General features: G+C 61.5%; 21 protein-coding genes and 1 tRNA gene. 9 read left to right on the top strand and 13 right to left on the bottom strand.

Features of this window, described 5'->3' with window-relative positions:
- Window positions 1-56: 56 nt before the first annotated feature.
- Window positions 57-1136 carry a transcriptional regulator GvmR gene (locus NCT05_RS01245; protein ID WP_008352196.1) on the bottom strand — a complete coding sequence of 360 codons (1080 nt, stop codon included), beginning with the start codon at window positions 1134-1136 and terminating at the stop codon, window positions 57-59.
- A 340-nt stretch (window positions 1137-1476) separates the two neighbouring features.
- Window positions 1477-3348, bottom strand: coding sequence for a phosphoenolpyruvate carboxykinase (GTP) (locus NCT05_RS01240; RefSeq protein WP_250480190.1), 1872 nt, complete (start codon window positions 3346-3348; stop codon window positions 1477-1479).
- Between the two features lie 494 nt (window positions 3349-3842).
- Between NCT05_RS01240 and NCT05_RS01235 the strand changes: the two genes are divergently transcribed.
- Window positions 3843-4859, top strand: a complete 1017-nt coding sequence (locus NCT05_RS01235) for a D-2-hydroxyacid dehydrogenase family protein (RefSeq protein WP_008352199.1) — start codon at window positions 3843-3845, stop codon at window positions 4857-4859.
- Window positions 4860-4877: 18 nt separating this feature from the next.
- On the opposite strand, the gene NCT05_RS01230 is transcribed toward NCT05_RS01235, so the two are convergent.
- The 3 genes from NCT05_RS01230 to NCT05_RS01220 are packed head-to-tail and all read right to left on the bottom strand — an operon-like array spanning window position 4878 to window position 6653.
- The gene (locus tag NCT05_RS01230; RefSeq protein WP_250501621.1) at window positions 4878-5354 is read right to left on the bottom strand and encodes an OsmC family protein; all 477 of its coding nucleotides are present in this window, start codon (window positions 5352-5354) and stop codon (window positions 4878-4880) included.
- Between the two features lie 10 nt (window positions 5355-5364).
- Window positions 5365-6234 (bottom strand): patatin-like phospholipase family protein, encoded by an 870-nt coding sequence (locus NCT05_RS01225; protein ID WP_250501620.1) that lies wholly within the window; start codon window positions 6232-6234, stop codon window positions 5365-5367.
- An 11-nt stretch (window positions 6235-6245) separates the two neighbouring features.
- The gene (locus NCT05_RS01220; protein ID WP_250438783.1) at window positions 6246-6653 is read right to left on the bottom strand and encodes a PaaI family thioesterase; all 408 of its coding nucleotides are present in this window, start codon (window positions 6651-6653) and stop codon (window positions 6246-6248) included.
- 160 nt (window positions 6654-6813) lie between these two features.
- Here NCT05_RS01220 and NCT05_RS01215 point away from each other — a divergent pair.
- A tRNA-Lys gene (locus NCT05_RS01215) sits at window positions 6814-6889 on the top strand.
- Between the two features lie 204 nt (window positions 6890-7093).
- Here the strand turns inward: NCT05_RS01215 and NCT05_RS01210 are convergent.
- Complete coding sequence (locus NCT05_RS01210; protein ID WP_250501619.1) at window positions 7094-8890, bottom strand: GmrSD restriction endonuclease domain-containing protein; 1797 nt, start codon at window positions 8888-8890, stop codon at window positions 7094-7096.
- 172 nt (window positions 8891-9062) lie between these two features.
- On the bottom strand, window positions 9063-9449 hold the full coding sequence (locus NCT05_RS01205) for a DUF488 domain-containing protein (RefSeq protein ID WP_034470746.1): 387 nt from the start codon (window positions 9447-9449) through the stop codon (window positions 9063-9065).
- A gap of 198 nt (window positions 9450-9647) precedes the next feature.
- Here NCT05_RS01205 and NCT05_RS01200 point away from each other — a divergent pair, with 198 nt between their 5' ends.
- Entirely contained in the window at window positions 9648-11021 is a 1374-nt protein-coding gene (locus tag NCT05_RS01200) for an MFS transporter (RefSeq protein WP_034470744.1), read from the top strand.
- 6 nt (window positions 11022-11027) lie between these two features.
- Here the strand turns inward: NCT05_RS01200 and dbpA are convergent, their stop codons facing one another.
- Both dbpA and NCT05_RS01190 read right to left on the bottom strand, forming a co-directional pair.
- Window positions 11028-12410 carry an ATP-dependent RNA helicase DbpA gene (dbpA, locus tag NCT05_RS01195; RefSeq protein ID WP_034470302.1) on the bottom strand — a complete coding sequence of 461 codons (1383 nt, stop codon included), beginning with the start codon at window positions 12408-12410 and terminating at the stop codon, window positions 11028-11030.
- A 5-nt stretch (window positions 12411-12415) separates the two neighbouring features.
- On the bottom strand, window positions 12416-12610 hold the full coding sequence (locus NCT05_RS01190) for a hypothetical protein (RefSeq protein ID WP_250501618.1): 195 nt from the start codon (window positions 12608-12610) through the stop codon (window positions 12416-12418).
- On the opposite strand from NCT05_RS01190, the gene NCT05_RS01185 reads away from it, so the two are divergent.
- A complete protein-coding gene (locus NCT05_RS01185) occupies window positions 12548-13627 on the top strand; it encodes an AraC family transcriptional regulator (RefSeq protein ID WP_350030070.1) in 1080 nt (359 codons plus the stop codon). The genes NCT05_RS01190 and NCT05_RS01185 overlap by 63 nt on opposite strands.
- Before the next feature lie 68 nt (window positions 13628-13695).
- On the opposite strand, the gene gyrB is transcribed toward NCT05_RS01185, so the two are convergent.
- The 3 genes from gyrB to dnaA all read right to left on the bottom strand — a co-directional run bounded on the left by gyrB (window position 13696) and on the right by dnaA (window position 19264).
- On the bottom strand, window positions 13696-16179 hold the full coding sequence (gene gyrB / locus NCT05_RS01180) for a DNA topoisomerase (ATP-hydrolyzing) subunit B (RefSeq protein WP_008352217.1): 2484 nt from the start codon (window positions 16177-16179) through the stop codon (window positions 13696-13698).
- Window positions 16180-16314: 135 nt separating this feature from the next.
- Entirely contained in the window at window positions 16315-17418 is a 1104-nt protein-coding gene (dnaN, locus tag NCT05_RS01175) for a DNA polymerase III subunit beta (RefSeq protein ID WP_008352220.1), read from the bottom strand.
- Window positions 17419-17683: 265 nt separating this feature from the next.
- Window positions 17684-19264, bottom strand: coding sequence for a chromosomal replication initiator protein DnaA (gene dnaA, locus NCT05_RS01170; protein WP_008352222.1), 1581 nt, complete (start codon window positions 19262-19264; stop codon window positions 17684-17686).
- Window positions 19265-19670: 406 nt separating this feature from the next.
- Between dnaA and rpmH the strand changes: the two genes are divergently transcribed.
- From rpmH to yidC, 4 genes are all read left to right on the top strand, one after another.
- Window positions 19671-19805, top strand: coding sequence for a 50S ribosomal protein L34 (rpmH, locus tag NCT05_RS01165; RefSeq protein WP_004198824.1), 135 nt, complete (start codon window positions 19671-19673; stop codon window positions 19803-19805).
- An 83-nt stretch (window positions 19806-19888) separates the two neighbouring features.
- The gene (rnpA, locus tag NCT05_RS01160; protein WP_308196617.1) at window positions 19889-20353 is read left to right on the top strand and encodes a ribonuclease P protein component; all 465 of its coding nucleotides are present in this window, start codon (window positions 19889-19891) and stop codon (window positions 20351-20353) included.
- A gap of 56 nt (window positions 20354-20409) precedes the next feature.
- On the top strand, window positions 20410-20715 hold the full coding sequence (gene yidD / locus NCT05_RS01155) for a membrane protein insertion efficiency factor YidD (RefSeq protein ID WP_250438780.1): 306 nt from the start codon (window positions 20410-20412) through the stop codon (window positions 20713-20715).
- A gap of 8 nt (window positions 20716-20723) precedes the next feature.
- Window positions 20724-22391 carry a membrane protein insertase YidC gene (gene yidC, locus NCT05_RS01150; RefSeq protein WP_008352228.1) on the top strand — a complete coding sequence of 556 codons (1668 nt, stop codon included), beginning with the start codon at window positions 20724-20726 and terminating at the stop codon, window positions 22389-22391.
- A gap of 70 nt (window positions 22392-22461) precedes the next feature.
- Here the strand turns inward: yidC and NCT05_RS01145 are convergent, their stop codons facing one another.
- Window positions 22462-22878 carry a transcriptional regulator gene (locus tag NCT05_RS01145; RefSeq protein ID WP_008352229.1) on the bottom strand — a complete coding sequence of 139 codons (417 nt, stop codon included), beginning with the start codon at window positions 22876-22878 and terminating at the stop codon, window positions 22462-22464.
- Between the two features lie 309 nt (window positions 22879-23187).
- Here NCT05_RS01145 and mnmE point away from each other — a divergent pair, with 309 nt between their 5' ends.
- The gene (mnmE, locus tag NCT05_RS01140; protein WP_008352230.1) at window positions 23188-24576 is read left to right on the top strand and encodes a tRNA uridine-5-carboxymethylaminomethyl(34) synthesis GTPase MnmE; all 1389 of its coding nucleotides are present in this window, start codon (window positions 23188-23190) and stop codon (window positions 24574-24576) included.
- Window positions 24577-24584: the final 8 nt, after the last annotated feature.

The following is a 24584-nucleotide window of genomic DNA, read 5'->3' as shown; positions in this document are numbered from 1 at the left end:
AAAACCCCCGCGAGAAACGTCGCGGGGGTTTTTTATTTGCGCCTGGCGCGAGCCTTTCAGAAAGGCGATGCCGCCGGCACACGCCCTCGCGTACGCGACGGTTTCGATAGCTTCGGCGCGAGTTCGCCGTCGATCGGGCGCGCGCGCGGCGCGGGCGTCGCCGGTTCGTCGGCGTGCTCGTAGTGCGAATGCGCCACCGGCCTGCCGCGGCCATCGCGAATCCACTGCTCGCCGAGTTGATGATTCGGCGTCTGGCTGAAATGCTCGACGAGGTGATCGATGAACGTCCGCACCTTCGCCGGCAAATGACGGCGGCTCGGATACGCGACGTTGATCTCGACCTGCGGCAATTGATAGTCGCCGAGCAGACGCACGAGCTGGCCGCGCGTCGTGTCGTTGCCGATCAAATAGCTCGGCAAAATCGCGATGCCCATGCCGAGCAGCGCGAACTGCCGCAGCATCTCCGTGTTGTTCGCGATGATCACGTTCTGCGGCCGCACACGCACTTCGCCTTCCGGACCGGTGAACACGCGCTCGTCGCCCCAGTATTCCGACGGCAAGCTCAGGCACGGATGCTCGAGCAGATGCTCGGGGCGCGTCGGCGTGCCGTGCGTTTCGAGATACGCGGGCGTCGCACAGACAGTCATGCAGCCCGTCGTCAGACGCCGGGTGACGACGCTTGCGCTTTTTACCTGCCGCGCGATCACGATGCCGACATCGAAGCCTTCCTCGACCAAATCGACCTGACGATCCACCAGCGTCACGTCCGGCACGACTTTCGGATAACGCTGCGCATACGTCTGTAACACGGGCGCGAGATTATGCAGACCGAACACGACGGGCGCGACGATCCTGAGCGAACCGAGCGGTTCGTGATTGCGCGCCACCACCATTTGTTCGACGTCTTCCAGTTCGTCGAGAATTTGCCGCGCCCGCTCCAGATAAACCTGGCCGGACTCGGTGAGCGAGAGGCTGCGCGTCGTGCGGTTGAGCAAGCGCGTGCCGAGGCGTCCTTCCAGGTCCGCGACGTGCCGCGTAGCCACCGCATTGGAGATGTCCATCGCGCTTGCGGCACGGGCGAAACTCCCGAGATCCGCGACGCGGACGAATACTCTCATCGACTGCAAATGATCCATAAGACAACTCCTGCCGCTAGACGGCTCGAATTCTGCTGCAAAGCAATTCAGGATTATCCTAGGACCGGCGTTTTTGTGCAGAAGTTGCCCGGAAGCATAAAAAAATCGAAAAAAATCTGGATGTTAGGCGCGTTACGCGGATGAAAGATCACCGATTGTTGCGATTCGCACAACACCAAGATCAGTGCAATCCGATTGATGGAATTTTGAAAGCACTTGCCGCGTCAATTTCGGCGGTGTACGCGAGGAGCAAATCGGGCCCGTCGCTGCGGGCCCGATAAAAAGGGATTGATTCAGTTTTCGATATAAATACGGCGCGCGAGCGCGCCGGATGCGACGCTTATGCGGCGAGGCGCTTCTCCATACCGGCCTTGGCGTCCGGCAGAGCTTCCGGCAAACCGTGCTTGAGCTTCGAAAAAAGCTCGTCGTGGAGCGCGAGTTCGTCGCGCCAGGCGGCATCGCTGACGGAGATGACCTGCTCGAACTGCTCGCGCGAGAAGCCGAGCGCGCCCCAGTCGATGTCCTCGTAGCGCGGCGAAATGCCGAACGCGTGCTCCTCGCCCTTCGCGGTGCCTTCGATACGGCCGATCATCCAGTTCAGCACGCGCATGTTTTCGCCGAAGCCCGGCCAAACGAACTTGCCGTCGTCGCCCTTGCGGAACCAGTTGACGCAGAAGAACTTCGGCGCTTTCGCGTTCGTCGCTTCGAGGCGCTCGCCCATTTTCAGCCAGTGGCCGAAATAATCGGCCATGTTGTAGCCGCAGAACGGCAGCATCGCGAACGGATCTCGGCGCACGACGCCTTGTTGCCCCGCGGCGGCGGCGGTGGTTTCGGAGCCCATCGTCGCGGCCATGTAGACGCCTTCCTTCCAGTCGCGCGCTTCAGTGACGAGCGGCACGGTGTTGGAGCGGCGTCCGCCGAAGATGAACGCATCGATCGGCACGCCAGCCGGATTTTCCCAATCGGCATCGATCGACGGACATTGCGACGCCGGCGCGGTGAAGCGCGCGTTCGGATGCGCGGCTTTCGCGCCGGTTTCCTTCGCGATTGCCGGCGTCCAGTCGCGGCCCTGCCAGTCGATCAGATGCGCGGGCGGCGTGTCGGTCATGCCTTCCCACCAGACATCGCCGTCGTCGGTCAGCGCGACGTTCGTGAAGATCACGTTTTCCTTCAACGTGGCCATCGCGTTGAAGTTGGTCTTTTCGCTCGTGCCGGGCGCGACGCCGAAATAGCCCGCTTCCGGATTGATTGCGTAGAGACGCCCGTCGCGGCCCGGCTTGATCCACGCGATGTCGTCGCCGATGGTCGTGACCTTCCAGCCGTTCAGGTCGCTCGGCGGAATCAGCATCGCGAAGTTGGTCTTGCCGCACGCCGACGGAAACGCCGCCGCGACGTGATACTTGCGCCCCTGCGGCGAGGTCACGCCGAGAATCAGCATGTGCTCGGCGAGCCAGCCTTCGTCGCGGCCCATCGTCGAGGCGATGCGCAGCGCGAAGCATTTCTTGCCGAGCAGCGCGTTGCCGCCGTATCCCGAGCCGAAACTCCAGATTTCGCGCTTTTCGGGAAAATGGACGATGTACTTCGTGTCGTTGCACGGCCAAGGCACGTCCTTGCGCCCATCGGCGAGCGGCGCACCGACGGAATGCACGCACGGCACGAACTCGCCGTTCTCGCCCAACACGTCGTACACGGCGCGTCCCATGCGCGTCATGATGCGCATGTTCGTCACGACATACGGGCTGTCCGACAATTCCACGCCGATATGCGCGATCGGCGAGCCGAGCGGGCCCATCGAGAACGGCACGACATACATCGTGCGGCCGCGCATGGACCCGTCGAACAGGCCGTCGAGCGTGACGCGCATTTCCTGCGGATCGATCCAGTTATTCGTGGGGCCGGCGTCTTCGCGCCGCTGCGAGCAGATGAACGTGCGATCTTCGACGCGCGCCACGTCCGAGGGATCCGAGCAGGCGAGGAAGGAATTCGGGCGCTTCTCGGGATTGAGCTTCTTCATCGTGCCGGCTTCGACCATCTGCTGGCAGAGCCGATCGTATTCTTCCTGCGACCCGTCGCACCATTCGATGCGATCCGGCTTGGTCAGGGCCGCGATTTGCTGGACCCATTCGATGAGTCTTCGGTGCCGGACATAGGCCGGCGCTTCGATTTCGACGGCGTTTTTATGGTTGTCTTCGACTACTGCGGGCTGGTTCATCGAGCTGTCTCCGTTCTTCTGCAATGAAAACCAATGGCCCCACTGACGCTGCATGCGAGAGGCGTGTGCGACTCGAACCGCCGGGCGCTTTCGTGCATTTTGCAGCGCTGCTTTACGCGCTTTCATCGCACGAAATGCGGTTCGCGAGCCAATGCGGCGTCACGGGCATGAATCCTTACGCAGCAAACCGTACCTTTTCGCGGCTTGCGTCGCAAAGGAACAAACTGTTAAAAAGAGATACTAAGTGGCCTGTCTCCTCGCGGATCATCGTGTTTTCCGCTACTTGTGCCGAATTTCTTTATTTTGGCGCGGCCTGACGAGGCTCCTGAAAAATGGGAGTCAAGCATAACACTGCATTGCATGAACTCGTTGATGCAGCGCAATAACGACGAATAGAGCGCAATTTATCGGTATTTACCCGAACTTAGCGCTACATTCTCGCCTTCGATTAAAAAGCAGCACGTTTGATGCCTAACAAAAGCCACCCAATGCCCATGAAAATCGCCATTCTCGACGACTACCAGGATGCCGTCCGGAAGCTCGATTGCTTCCATCTGCTCGATGACCATGAGGTGAAGGTCTTCAATAACACGGTGCGTGGTCTCGGACAGTTGGCCAGCAGACTTTCGGAAGTGGACGCGCTCGTGCTGATTCGCGAACGCACGCGCATCAGCTCGCAACTGCTCGACAAATGTCCGAAACTGCGCATGATCAGCCAGACGGGACGCGCGGGCGGCGGGCATATCGATATCGATGCGTGTACGGAACGCGGCATCGCAGTGCTCGAAGGCACAGGTTCGCCGATCGCACCCGCCGAACTGACGTGGGCGCTCATCATGTCGGCGCAGCGGCGCATTCCGCAGTACGTCGCAAACCTGAAGCAAGGCGCGTGGCAGCAGTCGGGGTTGAAGACATCGGCGCTGCCGCCGAATTTCGGCTTGGGCCAAGTGTTGCGCGGACAGACGCTCGGCATCTGGGGCTACGGCAAGATCGGCAAGCTCGTCGCGGGCTACGGCAAAGCGTTCGGCATGAACGTGCTCGTCTACGGACGGGAGCATTCGGCAAGCGCCGCGCGCGAAGATGGATTCGCGGTCGCCGAAAGCCGCGAGGCGCTTTTCGAACAGAGCGACGTGCTCACGCTGCATCTGCGTCTGACGGACGAGACGACTGGCATCGTCAAGCAGGACGATCTGATGCGTATGAAGCCGACCGCGCTGTTCGTCAACACGAGCCGCGCCGAACTGCTCGAAGAGAACGCGCTGCTCAACTCGCTGCACCACAACCGGCCGGGCATGGTCGCCGTCGATGTGTTCGAAAGCGAGCCGATTCTGCAAGGCTACGGCCTGCTGCGTCTGGAGAACGTGATCTGCACGCCGCACATCGGCTATGTGGAGCGCGAGAGTTACGAGCTGTATTTCGGCGCGGCGTTCAGGAACATCCTCGCGTTCGATGCGGGCGATACCTCGAGCGTTTTCAACAAGGAAGCGCTTCACCACGCGCGCCGCCGTTGAGTTTCGTCGCGGCGAAGATCAGAGCGTCGAGAGTTCGATCGACGGCTCGCAGCGCACCGGAAAATTCACCGAGTTCGCGATGAAGCAAAAGCGGTGCGCCTCTTCGTGCAGGCGCGCCGCGAGACCGGCGTCGCTGCCCGCGCCGATCGTCACCTTCGGACGCAGCAGCACATCGACGAAACGTCCGTCGCCCTTCGATTCCTCCTGCATCGTGCCGATGGCTTCATCGACATAACCGGTCACCGCGATCTTGTTCGTCGCGCACAAGTGCAGATACCAGAGCATGTGGCACGACGAGAGCGACGCCACGAACAACTCTTCGGGATTGTGACGCGCGGGATCGCCGCGAAACGCCGGATCGCTCGACGCCTCGATCGCCGTCTTCGTGCCGACGCGCACGAGGTGATCGCGCGAATACGCGTCGTAAGCCGATGTGCCGGAACCGAGATTGCCGGTCCAGTCGACGGTCAGTTCGTACGTGTGTTTCTTCGCCACGGTCTGCTCCTCAAGCGAGATGCGAAGCGGTTTCCATCAGGCGCGGAAGACGTTCCAGGAAGTCTTCGCCGTCCGCGCGGCCCAGATCATAAGCATGTTGCATTTGCGCCGGACTCGTATAGTCCCAGCTCGAAATCGGCACTTTGCGCGACGGCTGGATGTAAAGGCGCTTCTGCTCGCCGTGCGGCACGACGAACATGCGCTCGCGCGGATAGAGGCGCGTGACCATCACGAGGACGAGTCCCGGCGATGGATCGAGCGCGGAGACGGGCACGTTGTCGACCATGCCGCCATCGAGAACCGGGCGGCCGTTGCGCCGGAGGATCGGCGTGAACGGCGGCGTGCTCGACGATTGCAGGATCAGATCGGCGAGATCTTCGATCGTCGCGCATTCCTGCGCCTTCACGAATTCCGGATGAAAGCCGAGCGCCTGGCCGAGCGTCGGATGCAGCGTCTTGCGCACGTATTTTTCGATGTTGTACGCGATGAGGCCCGCCGCGACCGCGCTGCGCGCGCCGAGCCAGCGCGGCAGATGCGACACGCCGATGCGGATCTCGGGCGCCGACGCGAGTTCGTGGAAGCGGTCCGCGAAGATGTCGAGCAGCGCCTGGCGATAGATGCGGTAGTGCGGAAACACCGATCGGCCGCGCAGCAGGTTGCCCCAGTAGGCGTTGCGCGTGTTGTCGCGCAGGGCGTGGGCGTAGTAGTCCATCACCCAGCGCGACTGGTTCGTGTAGAGCATGCACGCCGTGGCCGCGCCCGCCGATATGCCCGCGATGATGCGCGGCCTGAGATCCAGTTCCGGCTGGATGACGTCCCAGAAGCCGGCTTGCCACCAGCAGCGGTTTCCGCCGCCGGCGAATACGACTTGGTCGAACATTTATTTGTCGTTCACTTGTTGATGAGCGCGTAGGTAGTCGTGGCGTGCGCGGCGAGTTCGCCTTGTTCGTCGTGCATCTCGATTTCGCCGAAGACGAGATTGCGGCCGCGGCGCTGGATGTGCGCGGTGATCAGCACGTCGCCGGTTTTGACCGGGCGCATGAATGTGGTGTTGAGGGAGACGGTGGTCATCGGCTGGAACCCGCCGAGAATGTGCGAGACGGCGATGACCATCGCGGTGTCGGCGGCGGCCATGAAAACTTGCCCACAGATGACGCCGCCCGCGTGACGCAGATGATCCGAATACGGCAAGCGCAGCGTGACGGCGTTTTCGGCGATGGATTCGGGCGCGAGGCGCAGTTCCTTGACCCACGGCGCGAGGATGTCGTCGAGCAAGGCGCGGATGGCGGTTTCGTCCATGGTTCTTCTTTCGCGATGCGGTGGCTGAAGATGCGTCATGATACCGGGGCGTCGCGCGCTCGCAGACGCCCTTCAGGGACGGTTTCGTCAGAAAGTTAAGAATTTTCGCTGCGAGGGCTTGCGCTTCTGCAAAAGCTCCCGCTATAATTTCGCTTCTGTTGGGGCGTTAGCTCAGTTGGTAGAGCAGCGGACTCTTAATCCGTAGGTCGAGTGTTCGAGTCACTCACGCCCCACCAAAGAATTCCGAAGCCCGGTTAGCGAAAGCTGACCGGGCTTTTGCTTTTCGTGCGCGTCGGATCAGCACGGCGTCTTTCTCATGCAACGACCGTCGCGCGCGCAGTGCATCGCAAACCCGGCCGAACGTAGCGACCTCCAACCGGGTTGATTTTGTTTGTCAGTTGTCGCATACACCTCGCCGACAACCTACGCGTCGACAATTCTCAAAGCACTTCGAACCAGGCCTTGATCTTGAGGGCCATCAACTTTCGACGCTCCTCCAGAAAGACGTCATATTCGTCGACATTTCCATACAGCATGGAGACCGGAACGCAGTTGGCTTCAAGATTTGCGATGAGATCCTCTCGCTTGTCGATGGCACCATACTTCCTGTCTCCACCTGCACATTGCATCAACAGCTCCTCGAAGTAGACTTTGGGGTCTTTCGCGCCAATCGCAATGTTGATTTCGCTTTGCGCCACGACATAATTCGCGATCTGGTTGTACATGGCCGCCTTGAATTGCTGAGTGGCCAGATGTTTCTTGGGATAGAGATGGTGCACGTCCGCCTGATTGAGTAACAGATCCATCACTGTTATATCCCGGGAGAGGAATCCCTTATCACCCAGCTTCGCTTGGGCAGCCATATAGCATAGAAAGTATGGGCTCTTAATCGAAGACGTCGTCATGAACTGCGGCAGCATCCCAGTCCAGAAACTGTCTGGCAACTCGTTCGCAATGACCGCATCGACGTATTGCTTGACGCCTTGCGATTCGACTTGTCGGATATCGAAGTCGAACTGAGACTCGGGTGATCCGCTATAGCGCCCCCGAAGCGTAGACATTGCGTACCAGCGTCGAACGATCCGCTCGAGTTCCGCCGCAGGAATGCCATTCTTGCGCCCTCGGAGATAAAGAACGTAGGCGAAATTCACTGCGTTCTGGCTGCTGATGAGCGACCTGGAGACAAATCCGGCCGAGCGCAGAATCATCGTGAATCGGTTGAAGTGCGTCTCGTTAATAAACGAAAGCACGCCGCTTTTCAACTGACCGAAGGATTGCTCCGCAATAGCCTCTTCGAACTGCTTCGTTTCGAAGTTCCGGCCCGATAGAAGCGCAACGAGATCCTGAAGCTTTCCGCGGCCGAATTCTGACGTGAACGCAACGCGCAACATGTCCGTGTAGGTGGGATCGTAAATGTCATCGTTGACATTGCAGATCCATTTCATCTTTTCGTAAAAGCCCGATGAAACGAATCTCTTGTCGGATGCTTCAATCTTTGCTTTGAAGTCCGGCGCGACGGCCAAATGGCAGAAATAGTCGATCGCCTTGCGCAACATGTTTCCGCCATGCGTCTCATTCACCGCGATCTTCGACATCGCGAAATCGGCTTGCGACAGCGATGCTCCAGCCGAGTTGACACGAATGAAGATCTCCGTGACGGTTTCGATGTCGAGATCCTCGGCCAGCTCGATGACGCCCACGTGATTGTGAACAATGCCGCGCAGTTTCTCGAGAACGTTAAAGATCCTGTCTTGCGTACATCCGTTGTTGGCGATGCAGTAGTCGCTGACCAACTGGAAAACGCTGGTCTGTGAGTCGAAGACTGCTGCTATGTCCGGCAACCAAGCACTGTTCTTGCGAATAGCCGGGTTCGATACTTCGAACGTCTCCTCTTGAGGATTGAACGCGATACGAATCTGAACTGTTTCGTAGTCGTCGTTGAGAACCTCCACACCGAGCAACGAAGCCATTAACGCTGTCACGCGCTGCTGACCGTCGATCAAAATCCGCTTGCCCATCGACGTCGAACCATCCTTGAGCTTTACGTTCGGATTCTTCCACGCAATGAGATAGCCGACCGGATACCCCTGATACAGCGAATCAAGCAGGTTCCGAACGCGAGTTGCCTCCCAAACGAATGGGCGCTGAATTTCTGGAATGGCGATTTCACCGGACTTCACCCATGTCAGCAAAGTTTCGATCGGATGAGGAGTAACGGAATAACGTTGAGTTGACATTTCTGAAACAATCTTAGCTTTTTACTCGGATGCACTACTAACTACTTGCCCCATCGCGACATCCGTTCGGGTTGAATTCAGACATCCGAATCAGATTGCCGACGCGCCCGCCCAGCCGCGGGCGCTCACTTGAAGCCGAATTATAGACTCCGGCTCTGGAGTTATCGGACTCTCAAACCACCTCCGCCCCGCGCGCCTGCAACAACTCCCGCAACACCGAGCGATGACACCGCGCCTCATCCTCGCAATAACACCCGACCGAAAAGTTCGCGGTATGCGACAACGCCGCCAGCAAATCGAGCGTCTTGCTCGCATCCGACTCAGCCATCTCCGCTTTGAACTTCTTCACGAACGCGCGCCAATCCTTGTCGTTCTCGGCATGAAGCGCCTGCGTCACCAGTTCCGGCGTCGGCGCTAGCACCGGATACCACACGTCATAAAAATCGCGCTTCGCGAACTCGGCCTTCGGCACGCCGCGCGGCGGCCGCCGCACCGTGCCGATCCGCAATCCCTCGTTCTCCGCGCGCGGCGTTCCCAGTCTCACGATCCGTATCGTCATCATCAGTCTCCTTCGATGAACCAAAGCCGTAAAAGCATAACCGCTGACATCGCTTTGAAAGCTCCCGGGCACCCATCCAGCGAAACCGCGAATCTTCCCGTATCGTTTCGGATTATTCTCCGTCCGCTTACATCCGGAATGCCCGTCGTGCCCACCGAAGAACGCTCGCAAGACCTGCCTCACGACCCCGACGCCCCGATGACCCCGCTCGAGCGCCGCGGCATGGCCGCGATCCTGCTCTCGGTCGCGCTGGCGACGCTTGACACCGCCATCGCCAATACCGCGCTGCCCGCGATCGCCGCCGATCTGCACACGACGCCCGCGGCCTCCGTCTGGATCATCAACGCCTATCAGCTCGCGATGGTCGCGACGCTGCTCCCGTTCGCCGCGCTCGGCGGCATTCTCGGGCATCGGCGCGTCTATCTCGGCGGGCTGATCGTGTTTCTGATCGCGTCGGCGGTATGCGCGTTTTCGTGGTCGCTGCCGACGCTCGTCGCCGCGCGCCTGCTGCAAGGCCTCGGCGCGAGCGCGATCATGAGCGTCAACGCGGCGCTCATCAGCGCGATTTTTCCGCCGCACCGGCTCGGACGCGGCGTCGGGCTGAATGCGCTCGTCGTCGGGATCGCGTTCGCGATCGGGCCGACGGTCGCGTCGATCGTCCTCTCGCTCGGCACCTGGCCGTGGCTCTTCGCGGTCAACTTGCCGGTCGGCGTGTTCGCGTTGATGATCGCGTGGCCGTCGCTGCCGCAGACGAAGCGCGCAGCGCACGGCTTCGATCGTTTCGCGGCGCTGCTCAACGTCGTCACGTTCGCGTCGCTGATCTTCGCGCTCGGCGAAGCGGCCCAGCGCGCGCCGGCGCACACCGTGCTCGCGTCCTTCGGCGTCGCGCTCGTCGCGGGCTTCCTGCTGCTGCGACGCGAACGCGGCCATCCCGCGCCGATGCTGCCCGTCGATCTCTTCCGCCGCCCGATGTTCGCCCTTTCGACGATGACCGCCATCTGCTCGTTCGCCGCGCAAGGGCTCGCGTTCGTGTCGCTGCCGTTCTTCTTCGAAAGCGTGCTCGGTCGCAGTCAGGTCGAAACAGGATTTCTGATGACGCCGTGGTCCGCGCTCGTCGCGCTCATGGCGCCGATCGCCGGACGTCTTTCCGATCGTCACGCGCCCGGTCTGCTCGGCGGCGTCGGGCTGGCGATTCTATGCGTGGGAATGGTTTCGCTCGCGATGCTGCCCGCAGAGCCGCATGCGCTGGAGATCTGCATTCGCATGGCGATTTGCGGCGCGGGCTTCGGTTTCTTTCAGTCGCCGAATCTGAAGGCGTTCATGTCGAGCGCGCCGCGCGAACGCAGCGGCGGCGCGAGCGGCATGATCGCGACGTCGCGTCTGATCGGACAGGCGACGGGCGCGGCGCTCGTCGCGTTGTGTTTCAGCATCGCCGGAAAGCATGGCCCGGCGCTCGCGTTGTCGCTGGGCGCGGCGTTCGCGGGCGCGGGAAGCATCGCGAGCGGATTGCGGCTCGTCACGCGCAAACAGTCGTCCGAACGCATCGTGGGAGACGCGTCGCGCGAGGCGTGAGCGCGCTCACATCCGGCGCACTTTCACTTTGCGGCCTTTGAGCTTGCCCGCGCTCAACTTGCGCACGGCGTCGTCCGCGACCTTTCGCTCGACGGCCACGTAGGTGACCATGTCCATCACGTTGATCTTGCCGATCTGCTTGCCGTCGAAGCCCGCTTCGCCGGTGAGCGCGCCGAGCACGTCGCCGGGGCGAATCTTGTCCTTGCGGCCGCCGAGAATTTGCAGCGTCGCCATCGGCGGCTTCAGATGACCCGGTTCCGCCGACGTCAGTTCGTCGAGCGGATGCCATTCCACTTCCGCGCGCTGCGCCTCTTCGATCGCGCCGACGCGCCCCATTTCGTCCATGCTCGCGAGCGACAGCGCCCAGCCTTCCTCATCGCCGCGACCGGTGCGGCCAATGCGATGCACATGCACTTCCGGGTCCGGCGTCACATCGACGTTGATCACCGCTTCCAGTTGCGCGATGTCGAGCCCGCGCGCGGCGACATCGGTGGCGACGAGCACCGAGCAACTGCGATTCGCGAACTGCACGAGCACCTGGTCGCGCTCGCGCTGCTCCAGTTCGCCGTGCAAGGTCAGCGCTTCGAAGCCTTGCGCGGACAGAACGTCGAGCAGATCGCGGCATTGCTGCTTCGTGTTGCAGAACGCGATCGTACTGACCGGGCGATAGTGATCGAGCAGCAAGCCGACGGCATGCAGGCGCTCGTGATCCTCGACCTGATAGAAGCGCTGCTTGATCTTCGCGTTGCTGTGCTGTTCCTTGAGCTTGATTTCGCGCGGATTGCGCAGGAACTGCTGGCTCAGTTTCGCGATGCCTTCCGGATACGTCGCCGAAAAGAGCAGCGTCTGACGATCTTTCGGGCATTGGCGCGCGACCGACGCGATATCGTCGAAGAAGCCCATGTCGAGCATGCGATCGGCTTCGTCGAGGACGAGCGTGCGGACCGCATCGAGCGAAAGCGTCTCGCGCTGCAGGTGATCCATGATGCGTCCCGGCGTGCCGACGATGATATGCGCGCCGTGCTCGAGACTCGCGATCTGCGGGCGCATCGGCGTGCCGCCGCACAGCGTCAGCACTTTCACGTTCTCTTCCGCGCGCGCCAGGCGGCGGATTTCCTGCGTGACCTGATCGGCGAGTTCGCGCGTCGGACAGAGAACGAGCGCTTGCACCGCGAAGCGGGTCGCATCGAGTTTGGCGAGCAGCGGCAGCGTGAAAGCAGCGGTCTTGCCGCTGCCCGTTTTCGCCTGCGCGATGAGATCGTGGCCCGCGAGCGCCGGCGGCAGGCTCGCGGCCTGGATCGGCGTCATCGACAGATAGCCGAGCTGCTGCAGATTCGACTGCATCGCCGGCGAGAGCGGCAGGCTGCTGAAAGAGGTGTCGGTGGTCATGTCGGTTATCGCTTGCCGTGCGGCGTGATGTCCTGGACTTGCTCGTAGGTCACGTCGCCGTCCTTGGTCTCGTGGCGCGTGATGTAGTTGCGCGCGCCGCACATCGGGCAGCGGAACAGCAGGCCTTGGCCCTCGTTGTGAATATCGACGTCCGACAGCGCCCAATCGGCGCCGCAGGACTGGTTTCGGCAGGTGAACATGTTCGTATTTCTCGGTTCGTGGCGCGTTCGTGCGCTCAAAGGCGAAAGTGTACGCGTGTCTCGTGGCGGCGCGGTCGGCGCAAGTCCGCAAGAAATGCTAAAGCGGGTCGTGCTACGTTTCCTGACATCGAGTTTTCTTTCCTTTCGGAGCTGGCGATGAGCGAAAAGTCTTATGAGACGCGGCTCGCGCGCGTGGTCGCGTATATCCACGATCATCTCGACGACGCGCTCGATCTCAATCGGCTCGCCGACGTGGCGTGTTTGTCGCCGTATCACTGGCATCGGGTTTATCACGCGTTTTATGGAGAGACGGCGGCGGCGACCGTCCGACGCTTGCGGCTGCATCGCGCGTCGAACGAGCTTTTGCAGGGCGCCCTGCCGATCGATTCGATCGCCGAACACGCGGGTTACAGCAGCGTGCAGGCGTTTTCGCGGGCGTTTCAGGCGAGTTATCGGATTCCGCCGGCGCAGTTTCGCAGTGAGGGCGGCGCTTCGAGATTCGTTCCTTTGGATGAAGTTCGATCAGGAGATACGGCGATGCATCAGGTCGATATTCGTAGTCAGCGTGGATTTACGGTCGCGGCGATGGAGCATCGCGGGTCGTACATGAATATCGGGCGGGGGTTCGAGATGCTGTTTCACTGGCTCGCGGTGCGCGGGCTGGTCGATCCGCGGGCGCGCTCGCTCGGGATTTATTTCGATGATCCTTCCGCCGTCGCCGAAGACGATTTGCGCTCGATGGCTTGTTGTGAGCTCTTCTCCCCCGACGATGTGAAGTTCGAAGCGCCGGTTTCGCGCGTGGAAGTCGCGGGTGGGGAGTTTGCGGTGCTCACGCATATCGGGCCGTATGCGCAGCTTTGTTTTGCGTATCAGTGGTTGTATGGGGAATGGTTGCCGCGCTCCGGGCGTGAAACCGGAGAGGCGCCGGTTTTCGAGGTTTATGTGAATGATCCGAGGGAGACCGCGCCGGGGGATCTGGTGACGGAGATTTGGTTGTCGTTGCGGCAAAGCGCGTGATGCGCGAAAAGAAAAACCCGTGCCGCTTGCGCGGACACGGGTTTGGATGATGCAGAGACAATCAGCAATCAAACATCAATATTCCCCGCGCGCAGCGCGTTATTCTCGATAAACGCCCGACGCGGCTCGACATCATCACCCATCAGCGTCGTAAAGATGCCATCCGCCGCGATCGCGTCCTCGATCTGCACGCGCAGCAAACGCCGCACGTTCGGATCCATCGTCGTTTCCCACAGCTGCTCGGGATTCATCTCGCCCAAGCCCTTATAGCGCTGCTTCGAAACGTTGCGCTCGGCATCCGCGATCAGCCACTTCATCGCGCTCTTGAAATCCGTCACCGCCATCGAGCGCTCGCCGCGCTTGATCAACGCGCCTTCGCCGATCAAGCCCTTGAAGGTATCCGCCGTCGAAACGAGCTGCTTGTAATCCGCGGTCAGCTGCAGGTCTTCGTCGAACACCGTGACCTTCACGTTGCCATGATGACGCCGCTTGACATGCAGCGAGCGCAGCTCACGCACCTGATCGTAAGCCGGTTCGACGCTCACTTCCGGCTTCAGCGGGTCGGCACGCAGACGCTCTTCCAGACGCTTCGCCGATGCCTCCGCCGCTTCTTGCGACGACAGATCGATCACCACGCCGTCCATCACGGCCTCCAGCGAAGCCGCGTCGTAAATGCGGCTGAGACGATCGACGACGGCCTGCGCCAGCAAATAAGCACGCGCGAGCTCGCCCAACGCATCGCCGGAAATCGGATCGGCGCCTTCGCTCGGGATGAGTTCGGACCCTTGCAACGCCAGCTTCAACATATGCTGATTGAGCTCGTGCGCGTCCTTCATATAGCGCTCGTCCTTGCCCGCCTTGATCTTGTAAAGCGGCGGCTGCGCGATATAGATGTACCCGCGCTCGACGATCTCCGGCATCTGCCGATAGAAGAACGTGAGCAGCAGCGTGCGGATATGCGCGCCGTCGACGTCCGCATCGGTCATGATGATGATGCGGTGATAGCGCAGCTTGTCGAGGTTGTAGTCGTCCTTGCCGATGCCGCAGCCGAGCGCCGTCACCAGCGTCACGATCTGCTCGGAAGACAGCAGTTTGTCGAAGCGCGCCTTCTCGACGTTCAGCACCTTGCCGCGCAGCGGCAGGATCGCCTGGAACTTGCGGTCGCGTCCCTGCTTCGCCGATCCACCCGCCGAGTCGCCCTCGACGATATAAATCTCGGACTTCGCCGGATCCTTCTCCTGACAATCCGCGAGCTTGCCCGGCAAACCGATGCCGTCGAGCACGCCCTTGCGACGCGTCATCTCACGCGCCTTGCGCGCGGCATCGCGAGCACGCGCGGCATCGACGATCTTGCCCGTGATGATCTTCGCGTCGTTCGGCGTTTCCTGCAGATAATCTTCCAGCGCCTTCGCGACGATTTCCTCGACCGGCGCGCGCACTTCCGACGACACGAGCTTGTCCTTCGTCTGCGAGCTGAACTTCGGCTCCGGCACCTTCACCGACAGCACGCACGACAAACCTTCGCGCATGTCGTCGCCGGTGGTCTCGACCTTCGCCTTCTTCGCGATGTCGTTATCGGTGATGTACTTGTTGATGACGCGCGTCATCGCCGCGCGTAGGCCCGTCAAGTGCGTGCCGCCGTCGCGCTGCGGAATGTTGTTAGTGAAGCACAGCACGCTTTCGTTGAAGCTGTCGTTCCACTGCATCGCCACTTCGACGGTTACGTTCTCGCGCTCGCCGACCGCGTGGAATACGGTCGGATGCAGCACCTGCTTTGCCTTGTTGATGTACTCGACGAAACCCTTCACGCCGCCCGCGAACGCGAAATCGTCTTCCTTGCCGGTGCGCTGATCCGTCAAGCGAATCCGCACGCCGTTGTTCAGGAACGAAAGCTCGCGCATGCGCTTGGCGAGAATGTCGTAGTGGAATTCGACATTGCCGAAGATAGTCGCGTCCGCCAGAAAGTGCACTTCGGTGCCGCGATTTTCCGTTTCGCCGACGACCGGCATCGGCGAATACTGCACGCCGTCTTCCTCGACGAGCTCGCGGTTCTGCACGACGCCGCGCGCGAACTCCATGAAGTGCTTCTTGCCGTCGCGGCGCACGGTCAAGCGCAGCCATTCCGACAGCGCGTTCACGCACGACACGCCCACGCCGTGCAGGCCGCCCGACACCTTGTAGCTGTTCTGGTCGAATTTGCCGCCCGCGTGCAACTCGGTCATCACGATTTCGGCGGCGCTACGCTTCGGATCGTGCTTGTCGTCGCGCTTCAGACCCGTGGGCACGCCGCGGCCGTTGTCGGTGACGGAAATCGAGTTGTCCGCGTGAATGACGACGTGAATGTCGTCGCAATATCCGGCGAGCGCTTCGTCGATGGAGTTGTCCAACACTTCGAAAACGAGGTGATGCAGACCGGTGCCATCCGACGTATCGCCGATATACATGCCCGGCCGCTTGCGCACGGCCTCCAGACCCTCGAGGATCTGGATCGACGATGCGCCGTAGCTGTTGTCAGGCTTGTTGTCGGGTTGCGAATTTGTGTTTTCAGTCATGGATTTTTTCCGGTTCTGCGTCACTGCTTCGACACTGCTTCGATAACGCTGCGATTACTGCTCGAACTTTTCAAAACACCTTAAAAACGCCAAAGGGGCGCGCCGCCCCTTGGAGTGTTCTCGGTATTGCGTGCGTCAGATACGCATCGGCATCACCACATACTTGAATTCCTCGTTCTCGGGAATCGTGATGAGCGCGCTGGAATTGGCGTCGCCAAGGCTCACCTTGAGCGTGTCGACCTTCAGATTCGCGAGCACGTCGAGCAGATACGTGACGTTGAATCCGATATCGACGGAATCGCCCTGATAAGCGATTTCCAGTTCTTCCTGCGCCTCTTCCTGGTCCGCGTTCGTGGACATGATCTTGAGCTGGCCCGGCTCGACGAGGCAGCGCACGCCCTTGAACTTGTCGGACGTGAGAATCGCCGCGCGCTGCAGCGAGCGCTGCAACTCTTCGCGGCCGATCTCGAACGTGTTCTTGTGCGACTTCGGAATCACGCGCTGGAAGTCGGGGAACTTGCCCTCGACGAGCTTCGACACCAGTTCCACCTGACCGAAGCTGAACTTCACCTGCGTCGCGGCGATGTCGATCTTCAACGAGTCGTCGATGTCTTCGAGCAGGCGCTGCAACTCGAGAATCGTCTTGCGCGGAATGATGACTTCCTGACGCGGGAACGAACCTTCGATCTTCATCGACGAGAACGCGAGACGGTGGCCGTCGGTCGCGACCGCCATCAGCTGGTCGCCATCCACCACGAGCAGCATGCCGTTCAGGTAGTAGCGGATGTCCTGCTGGGCCATCGCGAAATAAACCATGCCGAGCAACTGGCGGAACGTCTTCTGCGGAACCGAAAGGCTCGCGCCGAAGTCAGTAGCCTGGTTGACCGTGGGAAATTCGTCGGCGGCGAGCGTCTGGAGCGCGAAGCGGCTCTTGCCCGAACGCACCGTGAGACGCTTGTCGGAGAGGTCGAGCACGACTTCGCCCGAAGGCATCGCGCGCAGAATGTCGAGCAGCTTGCGCGCTGCGACCGTCGTGGCGACCTGATCGCTGCCGACGCCGAAATCGGCGCGCGTCGTGATCTGGAGTTCGAGGTCGGTCGAGAGGAACGACACATCGGCGCCGTTCTTGGTGATGAGCAAATTCGCGAGGATCGGCAACGTATGGCGGCGTTCTACGATGCCGCTCACGGTTTGCAGCGGCCTTAGAAGATTATCTCGTTCGGTCTTGACCAGTTGCATAGAGTTCCTTCGTTGATGTGACGGCCTGTCCGCCGGTTTCGCCACCAGATTTGCCCGACGGACAACCTCGTAACACGCGTTGCCGGCCCCCCGCCGGTCACTCGCGAAAACTGCGCTCGAATGCCGCCCAGGCCACGGACGGCTAAACCTATATTGTGCCTCAAAACGGAACCGCTCCCTAAAAATGGGGACGTTTTCGTTAAAAAACAGGCCGCCGGGCGCAATAAATGACGCGTGCGTTCCTGGCAAAGCGTCGATCGGTCGCTTAGCCCTTCAGCGTCTGTTCGAGCACGTGCAGTTCGTGGTTCAACTGCGCATCGGTGCCGCGCTCGGCCGCGATCTTGCGCACCGCGTGGAGCACGGTCGTGTGATCGCGTCCGCCGAACAGTTCGCCGATCTCGGGCAGGCTCTTCTGCGTCAGTTCCTTCGCCAGATACATCGCGATCTGGCGCGGGCGCGCAATGTTAGCCGGCCTCTTTTTCGAATACATGTCGGCGACCTTGATGTTGTAGAAATCGGCCACCGTCTTCTGGATGTTCTCCACCGAGATCTGCCGGTTCTGCACCGTCAGCAGGTCTTTGAGCGCTTCCTTGGTCAGTTCGATCGTGATGTCGCGGCCATGGAACTTCGAATACGCGAGGATCTTGCGCAGCGCGCCTTCGAGCTCGCGCACGTTCGAGCGCAGATGCTTCGCGACGAAGAACGCGACGTCCTCCGACAGGCTCACGCCTTCCGACAGCGCCTTCCTCATCAGAATCGCGACGCGCATTTCCAGTTCGGGCGGCTCGATCGCGACCGTGAGACCGGAGTCGAAGCGCGAGATCAGGCGATCGTCGATGCCGGAGATTTCCTTCGGATACGTGTCGCTCGTGATGATGACCTGCGCCTTGTTCGCGACGAGCGCCTCGAACGCGTAGAAGAACTCTTCCTGCGTGCGCGACTTGCCGGAGAAGAACTGAATATCGTCGATGAGCAGCAGATCGAGCGAGTGGTAATAGCGCTTGAAGTCGTCGAACGCCTTGCGCTGGTACGCCTTCACGACATCGGACACGTATTGTTCAGCGTGGATGTAGCGGATGCGCGCGCCCGCCTTGTCCATCAGCAACTGATTGCCGATGGCGTGAATCAGGTGCGTCTTGCCGAGACCCACGCCGCCATACAGAAAGAGCGGGTTGTACGAAATGCCGGGGTTGTCCGCGACCTGAATGGCCGCCGCGCGCGCGAGCTGGTTCGCCTTACCGGTGACGAAGTTGTCGAACGTCAGCACCGGATTCAGCTTCGAGCGCTCGTAGGCGGAATCGTTTTCACCCGCGGCCGAAGGCGCGCCGCCCGGACGCCACGTGCGTCGGCCGGCAGCGGCTTCGTTGGCGTCGAGGCTCGGCAGGTCGAGATCGGCCTGATCTTCCTGCGTGGCTTGCGCCTGCTGTGCCGCTTCTGCGGCGAGCGCGTTGATGTGCGCGGTGGCGTTCGCATGCGCAACAACCGTCGGCGCCTGAGGCGCGGCCGCAGCCGGCGCCGGGGCGCGCGGCGCGACGGGCGCGCTCGCGGTCGGACGTGGCGCGGCATTCGGTCCGCCGCCGATGGCGTTGCGCGCGGTCGCTTTTGGATCGAGGACGAATTGCACGTCGATGGGCGCGCTGAAGAAGTCGCGCGCCACATCGGCGATGCGGCCCGAGAACTGGCTCTTCACCCAGTCGAGCTTGAAGCGATTGGGAGCGGCGATGCGCAAGGTGTTCGCGCCGGCATCGAAGTCGACCGGGGTCAGCGGCTTGATCCACGTGACGTACTGCTGCGGCGTGAGTTCGCGCGCAAGCAGTGCGGAACAGTGTTCCCAGAAATCGTTCATCGAATGCGGTCGTTATGGTTTGCTCCGCACCTGCGGGCCGTGCTTGCCGAACGTTCGGACAAGTCCCGGCACGGCCGAGCAGGGATGCTCCGGAGGCTTACGCCGCAAGGGTTTGCGGGCGGACGGCGGGCCGAAGCAGCGGGCGGATATTTGGGAGTAAGGCGAGATTCTAACGCCAAACGAGGGTGGCGCGCGAGTTATCCACAGGGTCAAATCAGCACGTCGGACGCGGTGGAAATGCGCCGGAATACGCGTTCGGTGGCGCTAAACTATTGACGGTCAATAGGAAAACGGTTTAAATAGCGGGTTCCGCGAAAACAGAATTCCTGAACCTCCGGCCATCGCGCTTGCAGTGACCACACTGGAGCCTTAGCCCGCGCGGTCAATCAACTCAAGTGAGAGCACCATGAAACGTACTTACCAACCTTCCGTTACCCGTCGCAAGCGCACCCACGGCTTTCGCGTTCGCATGAAGACCGCTGGCGGCCGCAAGGTCATCAACGCTCGCCGCGCGAAGGGCCGCAAGCGCCTGGCCATCTAAGTCTGCCGAGTGTTCGCTCGCGGTTGGATGTCGCACTCGACGGCGAGCCGCTCACGCGCCGCATAGAAGTCTTGAGACAGGACATCGTTCAGTTGCCGGCGCAGGCCGCGTTCCCCAAGGCCGCAAGGCTGCTGAAAACGGATGAGTTCTCATCCGTTTTTCGTTTGCGCCCCTGGCGCCGTTCGCCGCATTTCGTTCTGTACGGCAAGCCGTCCGGAAAGGAAGCGCGGCTCGGGCTGGTGATCGGCAAGAAGCAGGCGCCGCGCGCCGTCACGCGCAATCTGATCAAACGGCTTGCGCGCGATGCGTTCCGGCTGCGTCGCACGCAGTTGGACGGATTCGACATTCTCGTGCGGCTGCACGCGAAGATCGACCGCAAGGCAATGCCGAGCGCGAGCTCCCCGCCGCTTCGGGCGCTCGTCGGCAGCGAGCTGGAAACTTTGTTCGACCGTGCCGTGCGCGAAGCCGCGCGCCGCAGGGCCGAAACCGTGGCGGCGCCGCCCGAGGCGCCCGCCGTCGACGAATCATCCGGCCCGTCAGGGTCATGAAGCGCGGATTGCGCAGACTCGCCTCCACGGCAAGTCCGGCGCGCGGCGCGAAGCTTATGCAAACGGCACTCATCGCGTTGTTGCGCTTCTACAAGGTTGCTGTGAGCCCTCTGCTCGGCAACCGGTGCCGCTTTTATCCTTCCTGTTCCGACTACGCGCGCGAGGCAATCCAGTATCATGGCGCCGCGCATGGCACGTATCTCGCCGTGAAGCGGCTTTGCCGCTGCCATCCTCTTTCGGCGGGCGGCGTCGATCTCGTGCCGCCTCCCAACGCACAAGAATCTGGCGCGGACGCCACAAGCCCCGGGCAAGACAAGCTTTCAACACCAAACGGCGCTAAAGCGCTTTCCGATCGACACTGAGACAACGCATGGATATCAAACGCACCGTCCTATGGGTCATCTTCTTCGTGTCAGTTGTCCTGCTGTTCGACAACTGGCAACGCGACCATGGGCGCCCGTCGATGTTCTTCCCGAGCGCGACGCAACCGGCGAAGACCGCCAGCAACCCGGCACCGGGCTCGGCCGCATCCGGCGCGCAGCCGTCCGAACTGCCGAACGCGCCCGCGGGCACGGCCGCTCCCGGATCGACGACGCCGCCCGCCACGGCGCAATCGCAGCTCGTCAAGTTCACGACGGACGTGTATTCCGGTGAAATCGACACGCGCGGCGGCACGCTCTCCAAGCTTTCGCTGGTCAAGGAAGGCGACGGCAAGCAGCCGGACCTTTACATCACGCTGTTCGATCACACCGCGAACCACACGTATCTCGCGCGCACGGGCCTGCTCGGCGGCGATTTCCCGAATCACAACGACATCTTCACGCCCGTTCCCGGCCAGACTTCGCTGACGGGCGACGAAAAGACGCTGAAGATCGCGTTCGAATCGCCCGCGAAGGGTGGCGTGAAGGTCATCAAGACCTACACGTTCACGCGCGGCAGCTATGTGATCAACGTCGATACGAAGATCGAGAACGTGGGCACCGCGCCGGTCACGCCGAAGCTCTACATGGAGCTCGTGCGCGACAACACGCCGGTCGAGACGCCGCGCTTCTCGCATACCTTCATCGGGCCGGCGGTCTACACGGATCAGAAGCACTTCCAGAAGATCGACTTCTCCGACATCGACAAGAACAAGGCAACGTTCGAGACCTCGTCGGATAACGGCTGGATCGCGATGGTGCAGCACTATTTCGCGTCCGCGTGGATTCCGCAGCAAGGCGTGAAGCGCGACATCTACGTGCAGAAGATCGACCCGGACCTGTACCGCGTCGGCGTGACGATGCCCGCGCAGACCATCGCGCCGGGACAGACCGTGAACGTCGATGCGCGTCTCTTCGCCGGTCCGGAAGAAGAGCGCATGCTCGAAGGCATCGCGCCGGGTCTGGAGCTGGTGAAGGATTACGGCATGGTGACGATCATCGCCAAGCCGCTCTTCTGGCTGCTCGAGAAAATTCACAGCTACGTCGGCAACTGGGGCTGGGCGATCGTGCTGCTCACGCTGCTCATCAAGGCCGTGTTCTTCCCGCTGTCGGCGGCGAGCTACAAGTCGATGGCGCGCATGAAGGAAATCACGCCGCGCATGCAGCAGATTCGCGAGCGCTTCAAGAGCGATCCGCAGAAGATGAACGCCGAACTGATGTCGCTGTACAAGACCGAGAAGGTCAATCCGTTCGGCGGCTGTCTGCCGGTCGTCGTGCAGATTCCGGTGTTCATCTCGCTGTACTGGGTGCTGCTGTCGTCGGTGGAAATGCGCGGCGCGCCGTGGATCGGCTGGATTCACGATCTGTCGCAGCAAGACCCGTATTTCATCCTGCCGGTGCTGATGGCCGTCTCGATGTTCCTGCAGACGAAGCTGAACCCCACGCCGCCGGACCCCGTTCAGGCCAAGATGATGATGTTCATGCCGATCGCGTTCTCGGTCATGTTCTTCTTCTTCCCGGCCGGTCTCGTGCTGTACTACGTGGTGAACAACGTGCTGTCGATCGCGCAGCAGTACTACATCACGCGCATGATGGGAAAGAGTAAGAAGGCGGCGTAAGCGCTGCGTCTGCTTCTGATGCGAAAACGCCCGGCTCTGGCCGGGCGTTTTGTTTTGGTGGAGTGGGAATTTACCGCTTCATCGATCCGTAGAACTGCTCGACGAGCTCCTCGAGCAAGTATCGATGATGCGGCGACAGCGCTTCGATCTTCGTCGCCAGTTCGAGCGTCTCCTCGGACGCGGGATATTGCTCGTCGCGCGCAAGCGGCTTCGGCGTGACCTGCGGATTGCCGCTCGGCGGCGGCCCGTAGTGCAGCCAGTGCTGGTCGACCTTGAACCAGTCGGCGAGCGTCTTCAGCTTGTCGGCGGTCGGGATCGAACGCGCGGTGAGCCACTTGTGCGCCGTCTGCGGCGAAACGGGCTCGCCTTGATAGCGCAGGTTGAAGTGCAATGCGAGATCAGTCGCTCCGCGCATCTTTTCGGGTGCGCGGGTCATCGAGAATTTGAGCCGCTCGGAGAAATCGGCCTTTTCTTGTGGTGTAGGCATGGGCTGGATTGTGCGAGGCAATCGCTGCTTACCAGTCAACCAATTGCGCTACTTTTGGCGCGAGGCTGCGCCTCTTTATCTTGATTAAGTGTTGTTGTTGATTGCCGTTTGGCAGCGAGCTTGCATCATATCGCCAATCGCTGCGCGGCTTGCGTTCTTCAATGCACGAAATTTCGCTTTCCGTTTCGTTGGGATCCTCTATCTCAAAAAAGATAATTCATACGGGACGCTTCCGACAGCGCTGGACAAAGGGAATCAGACGCCGCGATACAATGCCCGCACTTTGAAACCATCACATTGCGCATCGACATGCTGAGCAACGACACCGATCCAATCGTCGCAATCGCCACCGCACCGGGGCGTGGCGGGATCGGCGTCGTGCGGCTGTCGTTCGGTCGCGCAGGCGAGGCCGCCGCGCAAAAGGCGATGCACGCGTTGTGCGGCCAGGCGCTCGCGCCGCGTCATGCGAGCTACGTGCCGTTTAGCGACGGCAACGGCGAAGCGCTCGACCGCGGCATCGCGCTCTATTTCCCCGCGCCCAACTCCTACACCGGCGAGCATGTGCTGGAGTTGCAAGGACACGGCGGCCCGATCGTGCTGCAACTCGTCCTGCAACGGGCGATCGAAGCCGGCCGCGATTTCGGCCTGCGGCTCGCCGAGCCGGGTGAATTCACGCGACGCGCGTTTCTCAACGACAAGCTCGATCTGGCGCAGGCGGAGGCCGTCGCCGATCTGATCGAAGCGAGCACCGAAGCCGCCGCGCGCTCGGCCGGGCGTTCGCTGGAAGGCGCGTTCTCGCGCGAGATCCATGCGCTGGTCGAAGACGTGATTACGCTGCGCATGCTCGTCGAAGCGACGCTGGATTTTCCCGAGGAAGAGATCGACTTTCTCGAAGCCGCGGACGCGCGCGGGAAGCTCGCGCGCATCCGCGAGCGGCTCGACACGGTTCTCGCCGACGCGCGTCAGGGCGCGCTTTTGCGCGAGGGTTTGTCGGTCGTGCTCGCGGGCCAGCCGAACGTGGGCAAGTCGTCGCTGCTGAATGCGCTCGCGGGCGCGGAACTGGCGATCGTCACGCCGATTGCCGGAACGACGCGCGACAAGGTCGCGCAGACGATTCAGGTCGAAGGCATTCCGCTGCACATCATCGACACGGCGGGGCTGCGCGAGACGCAGGACGAGGTGGAGCGCATTGGCATCGAGCGCACGTGGGGCGAAATCGAGCGCGCTGATGTCGTGCTGCATCTGCTCGATGCGCGCGAAGGCGTGACGCCGGAAGATCAGGCCATCGCGGCGCGCTTTCCGGCTGGCGTGCCCGTCGTGCGAGTGATGAACAAGACAGACCTCGCGGGCGCGCCGTCATCTGTGCGCGATGCGGAAGGTCACGCGCGCGAAGTCAATCTGTCGGCGAAAACCGGCGATGGCATTTCGCTGCTGCGCGACGAGCTGCTGAAGATCGCGGGCTGGCAAGCGGGCGCAGAGAGCGTGTATCTCGCCCGCGAGCGTCATCTGATCGCGCTGCGCGAGGCGCGGGAACATCTCGCGCTCGCCGCCGGACATGCCGATCAACAGTCGCAAGTGCTCGATCTTTTCGCGGAAGAACTGCGGCTCGCGCAAGACGATCTCAACGCGATCACGGGCGAATTCACTTCCGATGACTTGCTCGGCGTGATTTTTAGCCGCTTCTGCATCGGAAAGTAGACGTCCAA

Origin of the sequence: Caballeronia sp. AZ7_KS35 (genome assembly GCF_023631045.1) — a bacterium.
In the GTDB taxonomy this organism is placed as follows: domain Bacteria; phylum Pseudomonadota; class Gammaproteobacteria; order Burkholderiales; family Burkholderiaceae; genus Caballeronia; species Caballeronia zhejiangensis.
Note: the sequence above shows the minus strand (reverse complement) of the source record. Positions and strands in the feature narration are given on the sequence as shown.